General features: G+C 38.4%; 6 protein-coding genes. 4 read left to right on the top strand and 2 right to left on the bottom strand.

All coding sequences use genetic code 11. The annotated features are described in order from the left end of the window. Positions 1–213: 213 nt before the first annotated feature. Both L647_RS0112105 and L647_RS0112100 read right to left on the bottom strand, forming a co-directional pair. A complete protein-coding gene (locus L647_RS0112105; protein WP_024611324.1) occupies positions 214–1,386 on the bottom strand; it encodes a putative zinc-binding metallopeptidase in 1,173 nt (390 codons plus the stop codon). Positions 1,387–1,454: 68 nt separating this feature from the next. After that, entirely contained in the window at positions 1,455–2,222 is a 768-nt protein-coding gene (locus L647_RS0112100) for an SHOCT domain-containing protein (RefSeq protein WP_024611323.1), read from the bottom strand. A 759-nt stretch (positions 2,223–2,981) separates the two neighbouring features. Between L647_RS0112100 and L647_RS0112095 the strand changes: the two genes are divergently transcribed. The 4 genes from L647_RS0112095 (at position 2,982) to L647_RS0112080 (ending at position 11,251) form a co-directional block, all read left to right on the top strand. Next, positions 2,982–6,293 (top strand): transglutaminase family protein, encoded by a 3,312-nt coding sequence (locus L647_RS0112095; RefSeq protein ID WP_024611322.1) that lies wholly within the window; start codon positions 2,982–2,984, stop codon positions 6,291–6,293. A gap of 112 nt (positions 6,294–6,405) precedes the next feature. After that, positions 6,406–8,925 (top strand): circularly permuted type 2 ATP-grasp protein, encoded by a 2,520-nt coding sequence (locus L647_RS0112090; protein ID WP_024611321.1) that lies wholly within the window; start codon positions 6,406–6,408, stop codon positions 8,923–8,925. Beyond that, complete coding sequence (locus L647_RS0112085) at positions 8,922–9,707, top strand: transglutaminase family protein (protein WP_253948872.1); 786 nt, start codon at positions 8,922–8,924, stop codon at positions 9,705–9,707. Before L647_RS0112090 ends, L647_RS0112085 begins: the two co-directional genes overlap by 4 nt. An 89-nt stretch (positions 9,708–9,796) precedes the next feature. Further along, entirely contained in the window at positions 9,797–11,251 is a 1,455-nt protein-coding gene (locus L647_RS0112080) for a circularly permuted type 2 ATP-grasp protein (RefSeq protein WP_007585223.1), read from the top strand. The last annotated feature ends 71 nt before the right edge of the window (positions 11,252–11,322 follow it).

Genomic DNA, 11,322 nt, shown 5'->3' with positions numbered 1-11,322 from the left:
ATTAATGCTACGTTATCGCCTATTTATGGGGAATAACCACACTGTATAGGCTCTGCCTTGCCTAAATACCAAACAGACTGCTGCAAATTTAACCTTGAAAGATCAACAGACCCTAGTAAAAATTTTTTAGATGCCACTTACCATGCATGAAAGAATCATGATGAGTGTAAATGGCATGTAGATTTTTAACGGATTAAAATAACCGTCTTTAATTTACTTATTTTCTTGGCTCACCAAATCAGGCATTAAATTTAGCCTGTTATGGATAGCATGATGGATGAAAGATAACTTAGTTCGCACCGCTTGAGTTAGTACAAATGGGTAGGCATCGGCAAGTCCCATGCTGCGATTTAGTGAATTTAGAATAATCGAAAATTCCATCCAAGTATCTAAAATAGCATCAATCGATGTTTGTGAATTAAAGTAATAAGCACTTTGTGGCAATCGAAGTTCGTCTGCTTCATCTAATTCAAACTCATTACCTGTTGTTGAGCCTGTAATTGAAAAGTTTTTGGCTGTTTCTAGCGTATCGATAATATGCATGTAATGCGCCCATGTTTCTGCCCAGTCTTCATAAGGGTGCATAGTAGCGTATTCACTAATAAAGGTTTCATGCCAGTTAGCTGGCGCGCCTTGTTTGTAATGAGTATCGAGCGCTTGCTGGTAATCTAATTCGTCATCACCAAAATATTGCTTACATAAAGTATGTTTTTTTGGTGAATTTGCAATTAGTTGATCAAAATAATAATGACCAAGTTCATGGCGAAAATGACCAAGTAAAGTACGATAACGCTCGCCCATTGCTATTTTAGCTTGTGAGCGTGCTACGTCGTCTGCCTCGGCTAGGTTTATAGTGATATGCCCGCAATCGTGTCCTGTAAATACAACGTCTTGACCTATAATTGGGCTTACAAAGTGATCGCTTACGTTACGGTCTGCTATAAAATCGAAGCTTAATCCGCTTTCAGGTTCTTGAATCGTTGTATTTAAAGGGAGTGATAATGACTTTAATGTATACAAAGCGCGACGTTTTGCTGTCTCCATTTTTTTCCATAATGGAATATGTTCAACAATACTTAAATCGGGCACCGTTTCATTAAAGCGGCACGAAAAACACAGCACTTCGTCTTTATCGGCAACGGGTATAAATGTATCTAAATTAACCATACCATTGCACACATGGTACTGAGCGTTGTTATCACATTTTTTATAAAAAACTTCAGGCGCTTCTGCTTTGTAAAATAGCCCCGATTGTTCATCGATTTCATACGGTTCAACTTGGTCGAAATCGTCGTCTATACCCACGGTTCTGCCACAAGCCAAACAATGGCTACTTTCAAAAAATAAAATAAGTTGATCTGTGCAATTACATTTAAATGTTTTCATATGTTACCGAATAAAAAGAGACTGTATAAACCACTTTTAGTTAGCGTTATGCTATTTGAGGATAGTAGTTAAATCCTTTTTAATAGTTCAGACTTTTTAATATTAAATTCATCATCACTAAGCGCATTAGAGTCGCGAAGTTGTGCCAGCTTTTCTATGATCTGAAGTGTTTCGTCTACCGAATATTGCGCTATTGTATTATTAACAGGTGCCTCAACTTGGTTTGGTGTTAATGATGCAAAATTCGGCTGCGTTACTTGCTGCGTAAAGTCTTTTTGAGGAGCCTGTGGCGTTTGTCCTGAAATTAATGGCAGGGTATTTACATTAATTGTCCCCCACTGACTGTTAAATGTAAGAGAGGTATTATTGCCTTGCTGTTGGCTGACTCCACCAATATTGTGATCTAGCGTGTCGTATACGCTCACTTGTCCATTTAATTCAACGGCTAAGCGATTAGGGAAAATAGCGTAGCGAATATTATTTTGCGCTCCACTACTGAATGGGCTGCCTAAATTACCTGGCCACCATTGATTGCTGCCAGGCGTTCCCGCAGGAATAACCGGAAATATTTGATTATTATTTAATACATTAGCGAGTTCGTTGCATAAGTTATCAACGGTTGATTTTAAGCCGTTATTAAACATATCGCCAACCATAGTCATCCCGCCACGCATCCACTGGCCAGAACCACCAAGCTCTGGGCAATTAAACTGAGCCATAGAGCCACCGCCGTTATTAACGCTTACTAACATGTGTAGTACTGCATCGTGGCTGAGGTTATAACGAGATGCTATACCATTAACTAAGTTTTCACCGACATCCGTTAGCTTTTGCATAAGAAAATATCCTATTAGGTAGATTGGGTTGATTTAAAAAATCTGAAAATACGCTAGTGCTGCATTACCTTTAGCATTGATGATAATGAAAAATTAACAGGTTAGTGGGATGTGTTGGTCTTTCAAATTGGACGTGTTCTGTTTTGTCTGAAATTAAAACACACCGCTGCAAAACTAATCTTTAAAACAAGCATCTTTGTATTAAAAGTTGCTTGTTTTATCTCATCGAGATTGTTAGTTTTGCTGTAACGTAAGCGGTTAAAAATCGATCTAGTATAGCACCGTTACTTACTTTAATAGCAGCTTTATTGTGAACTATTTCTTACTATTTAATGATTATTTTTAATGATTTTTAAACTATAAATAAATACTTTTAATTATACCCGTTTAGCGTTATAAATAACGGAGTAAGTATTTTAAAAAATTAACATTATTTGTTTTATTTCAATATTTTAAATTAACTAGTTTTAATTGTAAGTTATTTTTAAGCACTATTTTGGTGCATTACCTGCACCATTAAAAATCTAAAATTGATGGTATAAATTACACCCAGTTTAATATTTACAGAGTTGGTGTGTTTTTTCTATTAATTTGGTCAAAACCTTTATGCATGGCGTTGCTTTGTGTATGAGTCGGCAAATGGATGAGGAGCACTAATTTATAAGTTTGCTGGTATAAAAATTGCACAAGTTGAATTAGGCCAAGTAATATATTTTAGCGTTATATTGTGGCTATACATTATTAAAGGGGAATTAATAGATGACAATTACAGTTGGAATTTCGCACCATACTCAGTATAAATACGATCGGTCAGTTAATATGGGACCGCATATATTCCGATTACGTCCAGCGCCACATAGCCGTACAAAAATTAAAAGTTATTCTTTAAAAATAGTTCCAGAAGATCACTATATAAATTGGCAACAAGACCCTTTTGGTAATTACCAAGCGAGGGTGGTGTTTAACAAGCCAACTACCGAATTTAGTTTTACAGTTGATTTGGTCGCCGAACTAACGGTTATTAATCCTTTTGATTTCTTTTTAGAAGATTACGCCGAAAACTTCCCGTTTGTTTACGATGCTATTTCAAAGTCAGAACTCACTCCTTATTTAAAAAAACGCAAAGCCAGTCCAAAATTTAAAGAATTAATTGAATCTTTAAACCCTAAAGAGCCGCTTAGAAGCGTTGATTTTTTAGTGGCTGTTAATCAAGCTATTTATGAATTAGTAGGTTATGGCATTCGTTTAGAACCCGGTGTGCAAACGGCAAACGAAACAATAAGTAAAAAAACAGGTTCGTGTCGTGATTCCGCTTGGTTGTTAGTACAACTGTTTCGTCATTTAGGGTTGGCATCTCGATTTGTATCGGGTTACCTAGTACAGCTAACCTCAGATCAAAAATCACTAGATGGTCCAAGCGGTCCTGAAGAAGACTTTACCGATTTGCATGCATGGACCGAGGTGTATATTCCGGGTGCAGGTTGGATAGGGCTTGATCCTACCTCGGGTTTATTTGCCGGTGAAGGTCATATTCCATTAGCGTGTACGCCAGAGCCAAGCTCGGCAGCGCCGGTAACCGGCGGTATAGACGACTGTAAATCTGAGTTTAGCTTTTATAATAAAGTAACGCGTGTACACGAAGACCCACGTGTTACTAAGCCGTATTCTGAGGCGCAGTGGGCTGCAATTAATCGCTTAGGTCAGCACGTTGATAATGTTTACAATGAAGAAAACATACATTTAACCATGGGCGGCGAACCTACGTTTATTTCTATTGACGATATGGAACATCCTCAGTGGAATACTGATGCCGATGGTAAAGAAAAAAGAATATTAGCTCAAAATTTATTTGTAGAAATGAATAAAGTATACACAAAAGGTGGCTTTACTCATTACGGACAAGGTAAATGGTATCCGGGTGAGCCATTACCACGTTGGCAATATGCGTGCTATTGGCGCAAAGACGGCGAGCCTTTATGGCAAGATGCTGCACTATTAGCCGATCCTAATAAAGATTATAAATTTGATCATACTGATACTAAAAAGTTTGCTGATAAACTGTGTGACTCACTGGGTCTTGAAACCAAGGCACTTACTACGGCTTATGAAGATATTTTATATCACATGTGGCAAGAAGCCTCATTACCTACCGAAATAAAGCCAGATCAACCAGAACTTCTTCATGCAATGAGCCGAAAAGGCTTTTTAGCTAAAATGGATAAAGGCATAGAAAAGCCTGTTGGCTATGTTCTACCTTTAAAATGGAACGATAGTAAAAACTGTTGGCAGTCGTGTACGTGGGAGTTTAAACGGGGTCATTGTTTTTTATTACCGGGTGAATCACCACTTGGTTATCGCCTACCTTTAGACAGCCTTGAGTGGAGCGGCAATATTATTGACCGCGACCCGTTTGATATTCCAGAAAATTTTACCAAAGCTAAAAAGCTTAAAAAGGGCTTTATTGGTAAAGAAATGGTTAAAACTGCGCTTGTAATGGAAGTGAGAGAGGGGCGTTTATATATATTTATGCCACCAACAAGTCATTTTGAACATTACATGGGTTTAATAAGTAGTATAGAGAGTGTGGCTAAAGAACTTAAAATGCCGCTTGTTATTGAAGGCTATAGCCCACCTAAAGATAGCCGCGTAGAAAAATACGCTGTAACGCCAGATCCAGGTGTTATTGAAGTAAATATTCATCCTTCAACATCCTGGGATCAATTAGTCAGTCGAACTACAACGCTATATGGTTTAGCAAAAGAATGCCGATTAGGTACCGATAAGTTTATGGCAGATGGTCGCCATACTGGTACTGGTGGTGGTAACCACGTAACGCTTGGTGGCGAAACACCTGAGCAAAGCCCATTTTTACGCAGACCCGATATTTTAAGAAGTTTTATTACCTATTGGCAGCATCATCCTGGTTTGTCGTATTTATTTTCGGGGCTTTTTATTGGTCCTACAAGCCAAGCGCCGCGAGTGGATGAAGCCCGTGATGAAGTTTTATACGAGCTAGAAATTGCCTTTTCGCATATGCCCGAAGGTGAGGTGCCTGAACCTTGGTTAGTTGATAGGTTACTTCGTAATTTATTGGTGGATTTAACGGGTAATACACACAGAGCAGAATTTTGTATAGATAAGCTCTATTCACCCGACTCAGCCACAGGTCGTTTAGGGATTGTAGAATTTAGAGGCTTTGAAATGCCTCCACATTCACAAATGAGTTTAGTGCAAATGCTACTGTTGCGTACTTTACTTGCTTGGTTTTGGAAAAAACCTTACCACAAGCCATTAATACGTTGGGGTACAGAGTTACACGATAAGTTTTTATTACCACAATATGTAGAAAACGATTTAGCTGAAGTAAGCCGCGATTTACAACAAGCAGGTTTTCAATTTCAGTTAAGTTGGTTAAATCCATTTTTTGAATTTAGGTTTCCGGTATGTGGAACGCGAGAACTTGATAACGTTACACTTGAGCTTAGAACCGCAATCGAGCCTTGGCATGTACTAGGCGAAGAGGCAAGTGCGTCGGGTACGGCGCGCTATGTAGATTCGTCATTAGAAAGAGTACAAATAAAAGTACAAGGAACAATGAGCGATCGCTATGTTGTAACGTGTAATGGTCGAAGAGTGCCGCTTAAACCGGTTAAAGGTAAAGCAAAAGATGAAATGGTCGCGGGTATACGATACAGAGCTTGGCAACCACCTACAGCGCTTCACCCAACTATTGGCGTACATGCTCCATTAGTTTTTGATTTAATCGATACGTGGGAAGGTCGTTCAGTTGGAGGCTTTGTATATCATGTGAGCCATGCTGGGGGTCGTAATCCTGAAACGCTACCGGTTAATGCATTTGAAGCTGAAGGGCGCAGAGTTGCAAGATTTTGGGAGCATGGGCATACACCATCGTTACTTGCATCAGCAGAACCAAGCTGGAGCCCATCGGCGGTTACGCATAGTTTTCAATCGGCGCAAAGTGCAAGTGAATACGTGGTACCTGATGAAGAAAGTAGTAATCCTGATTATCCAAATACCTTGGATTTACGCAGGCAGCCTAACTTTAAATAATAATTGATAGTTGTGTCATTCCACTTTGAAATTATTTAAAGTGGAATGACTAAATATTTTTAAAGCATCATTATGAACACGGCTATTTACTATAAATTGGAGCGCTTTCAGCTTGTATATTAACAATAACGCGATGCCGGAATTGCCTGAGTGGTTGTCTTTATACCTTGATAAATCACATGGACATGATGAACTAGCAAACCACAGTGGTTTAAACCCAGACCATTGGGATACTTTATTTAAGCGTTTAGCTAGTCTAACAGCAGATGATGTTAGTAGCCGCGCTACAGAAATTAGCCAATTGCTACAAAATGGCAATATTAAAAATGAAAGCAATAAGCAGTGGCATTTTGACCCATTGCCATTTATGTTATCTAAAGCCGATTGGGCGTTGCTTGAAGAGGGAATAAAACAAAGAACCCTTTTATTAAATAAAATTCAGCAAGATATTTACGGTGACCAAACACTATTAGTTGATGGTCATATTCCTGCAAAGCAGCTTTTTCAAGACCCTAATTACTTACGCGAAGGTTTTAGTTTACCTAGTAATGAATTAACACTTTTTTTTACTGCATTAGATGTTTATCGCACGCCAACAGGCGAATTTAAAGTATTAAGCGATCATTGTCAGTGCCCGTTAGGCTTAGGGCTATTAATTAAAAGCCGTATTATTGCAAGGCGTGTAATGGCTGAAGAATTTGCCGAATGTAATGTTCAGCAAATTAAAGAATTTTTAAACCTATTCCAAGAGGGTATTAATGAATATACCCACTATATGGATGACCCACGAATTGTAATTCTTACCCAAGGAATTGATGACCCTAACTACAATGAGCATGCATTCCTATCTACCTATTTTGGCTATACATTAGTACAAAGCGCCGACTTAACCGTACGTGGTGGTGACGTTTGTTTAAAATCGTTACAAGGCTTGGGTAAAATTAATGTCATTTTACGCTGGGTTTCTGATCGTTGTATTGACTCTTTAGAGCAAACTGAATATTCACTTCATGGTATTCCGGGCTTATTACAATCTGTACGACAAGGGTCGGTTAAGGTTTTAAACCCGTTTGGTAGTGGTGTGCTCTCGTCACCTTCAATAAAATGCAACTTAGAAAAGTTATCGCAGCAAATTTTAAAACAACCGCTGTTGTTAGGTGAGCCAAATTATTTAAGTGTAAAAGAAGCGCAAGCCGTTGATTGGAATAACCTCGAACTACTATCTGCTATAGACCCTACACTCAAGTTAGATGGAGTGTTAGACGAGCAAGAAATAAAGCTACTTATTAGCAAAGAACCCGATAATTACTTTTTCCAAGAAAAACCTTCTTTTAGCAGTGCACCATTTTGGCATGACGGGCAATTAATCTCCAAGCCAGTGGTGTTTAGGTGTTATGCATTAACCACAGAAAATGGTGTAGAAGTACTTCCTTCAGCACTGTGTTTTTCGAACGAAAAAAGTAACAACCCGAGAATATCTGGTTGGATCAAAGATACATGGATAAATACAGCAGATAGAGTTGATTTAGGCGAGCATAATCCACCGGTACCCATTAGAAAAAGAATGGATGTAACGCTACTTGAAGGGGTTATTTCGAGCCGTACGGCTGAGCACCTTTTTTGGTTGGGTCGATACTTAGAACGCTGCGAAAACACCATACGTATATTGCGTATTTTTATAGACAAGTACACCGAATTTTCTGTTTACCCAGATTCAATACGAAAAAGTATAGTTGCACGGCTTTCTAATGCCATTAGGTCGCAATATATTGTTTATCCCTATATAGAACCTGATTTAAAACTAGATGGCATTGATGTAAATCTGTCTAAAGAAACCGCCTTTCAACTGCTTGCAGACGAGCAATGCGCTGGCAGTATTATTAATACATTAAAGTACATTGCAAATGCGTCGGTGCAAATTCAAGAATTACTATCTCATGATAGTCGCCGAATAATTGATGATATTAATGAGCAAATTAAAGTATTTAAAAATGTAAATATTAATATTCCAACACGTGCAATGCAAAGCAGCCTAGATAGAGTTATAGGCTCAATTATGGCTTTTAATGGCTCGATTACAGATTGTATGCCAAATAGTAATGGCTGGTTTTTACTCGAAATGGGCAGAAGAGTAGAGCGTAGCTTACAAATAACATCACTAAGTGCGGCTTTATTAACCAAAGAGTTAGACGAGCCCGAAGAGCTTGGCTTACTTGAAGCAGTGCTAAGTTGCCAAGTTAGTTTAGTTACGCATAAGCGCCGATACAGAATGTATCAAACCATTGGTACAGGGCTTGAGCTATTACTTTTAGATGCTGAATACCCACGTTCTTTATTATTTCAGTTAGAGGAAATTAATAAGTTGTGTAAGCATTTACCCACAAAACGCAGACAAGGCGTAATTGCGGCACACGAAAAAGCAATTTTACTGTCTAAAACAAGTTGTTATGTAACTGAGAAAGATTACCTACAAAAAAGTGAAAATGGACAACGTAACCAGTTAATCGAATTTAACCATAATACGCGTATGAACTTAGATACATTTTGTGATGTATTATTACTACAGTATTTTTCTCATACCCAAACGGCAAATAAATTGAACTGGACTAATATTGAGCAAGCTCAATCGTGAAATATAAAATAAAGCACTCGACTACATACAACTATTCAGACTTTGTTAGTTTGTGTCAAAACCAAGCGCGATTAACGCCAAAAACGAATCGCGGGCAAATATGCCACAGTAGCCGTGTAGAAATTGAACCTACACCGACTTACTTACAAACATTTACTGATTATTTTAATAATCAGGTAACAGCGTTTGAAATAGCAATACAGCATAAAAAACTTAAAGTAACGATGATCAGCGAGGTAGAACTGTTAGTCGGCGCTAATAGCAATTTAGAGAGTGTTGATATTGCTTGGCGAAAAGTACGTGATTTATTGGTTAAACCAAATACAGCGGAATTATTAAAAACGTCTGAATTTGTACTACCTTCACAACTTATTCCAATAGATAAAGGAATTAAGGAATACGCATTAATTTCGTTTGATGCACACAAAAATATAATTTCTGCATGCAAAGATTTAATGGCACGGATTTTTCATGAATTTCATTATGATCCTGGTTTTACAACAATTAGTACGCCTTTGAGCACTGTTTTTGCACAAAAAAGGGGCGTTTGCCAAGACTTTGCACACTTTGCGCTTGCATGCTTACGCAGCGTGGGGTTAGCAGGTCGATACGTAAGTGGGTACATAGAAACCATGCCGCCAGAAGGCGAAGAAAAGCTAGAAGGTGCAGATGCAACTCATGCATGGTTTGCGGTATTTGTGCCAAACTTTGGTTGGGTTGATTTTGATCCAACAAATAATGTTTTACCACGCGATCAGCATATTACTCTAGCCNGGCGGTAGTCAATTGCTTGATGTAGCGGTTGATATGATTCGAATGGAATAGCAGTTTAACTACGTCATATATGATGATGGATAAGGTGAAAGAGTGTATGAAAATTGATTGGAAAGCGTACCAAACAAAAGGTTTCTTTGATGAATTAATTGATGCACAAGGAAACGTTAGATCGCATGGAACACAATTAGCACAATTTTTTGCTAATTTATCAGCAGAAGAATTAGTAAAAGCCAGAGCGGTTGCTGATTTAGCTATTAAAGAAATGGGTATTACTTTCACGGTTTACAACGAAGGTAATATGATTGATAGAGCCTGGCCGTTTGATATTATCCCTCGAACTATTGGTAAAAAAGAATGGCAAAGCGTAGAGGTTGGTTTAAAGCAACGTGTTGAAGCGCTTAACCTTTTTATAGATGATTTATACCACGACCAAAAAATAATAAAAGATGGTGTTTTTCCAAAAGGATTACTAGAAAAATCAGTTAACTTTCGCCAGCAATGCGTGGGAATAAACCCGCCAAATAAAATATGGGCGCATATTTGTGGCTCAGATTTAGTACGCGATGGCAGCGGTACAATGTATGTGCTTGAGGATAACCTGCGTGTTCCTTCTGGTGTATCTTATATGCTTGAAAATCGCTCTGTAATGAAGCGTGTATTCCCTGAATTATTTGAGCAAGTGTCGATTTTACCTGTTGATGATTACCCTTCACAATTATTTGATATGCTAGCGGCAATGTCGCCTCGTCCACAAGATAAACCAGAAGTCGTGGTACTTACTCCTGGGGTGTTTAACTCCGCTTATTTTGAGCATTGTTACCTTGCCCAAGAAATGGGTTGCGAACTGGTAGAAGGGCGCGATTTAGTTGTTGAAAAAGATGACTGTGTATACATGAGAACAATCACAGGGCTACAACGAGTTGATGTTATTTATCGTCGTATAGATGATTTATTTTTAGACCCAGAAGCCTTTTTACCAGAATCCCAACTTGGCGTTCCTGGATTAATGCGTGCTTGGTCTAAAGGTAATGTGGCTTTAGTTAATGCACCAGGCGCAGGTGTTGCTGATGACAAAGTAGTTTACGCCTATGTACCTGAGATGATTAAGTACTACTTAGGCGAGGAAGCTAAACTTGCTAATGTCCCAACGTTCAAATGTTTAGACCCGAAAGAATGCGACCATGTGATTAAAAATATCGATAAGCTTGTTGTTAAACCAGCAAATGAATCTGGCGGATATGGATTATTAATTGGTCCTAAATCGACTAAAAAAGAACAAGAAGCGTGTATTGCTCAAATTAAAGCGGACCCACGAAACTGGGTAGCTCAACCAACATTAGATTTATCAACAGTACCAACATTTGATGGTAATAAACCAGATGGTCGACATACCGATTTAAGACCATTTATTTTATCATCAGGTAAAGATACGCAAGTTACCACTGGTGGATTAACGCGTGTTGCTATGGTTAAAGGCTCTTTGGTGGTTAATTCATCACAAGGTGGTGGCAGTAAAGATACTTGGATTGTTGACGAAGAGGCTAAATAATATGTTATCAAGAGTAGGCGAAACTTTATATTGGGTATCTCGATACATTGAGCGTGCGGAAAATGTGGCTC

It is taken from the genome of Pseudoalteromonas sp. TB64, assembly GCF_000498095.1.
Classification (GTDB): Bacteria; Pseudomonadota; Gammaproteobacteria; order Enterobacterales; family Alteromonadaceae; genus Pseudoalteromonas.
The sequence above is the reverse complement of the archived record's forward strand: the minus strand, read 5'-3'. Positions and strand labels throughout refer to the sequence as shown.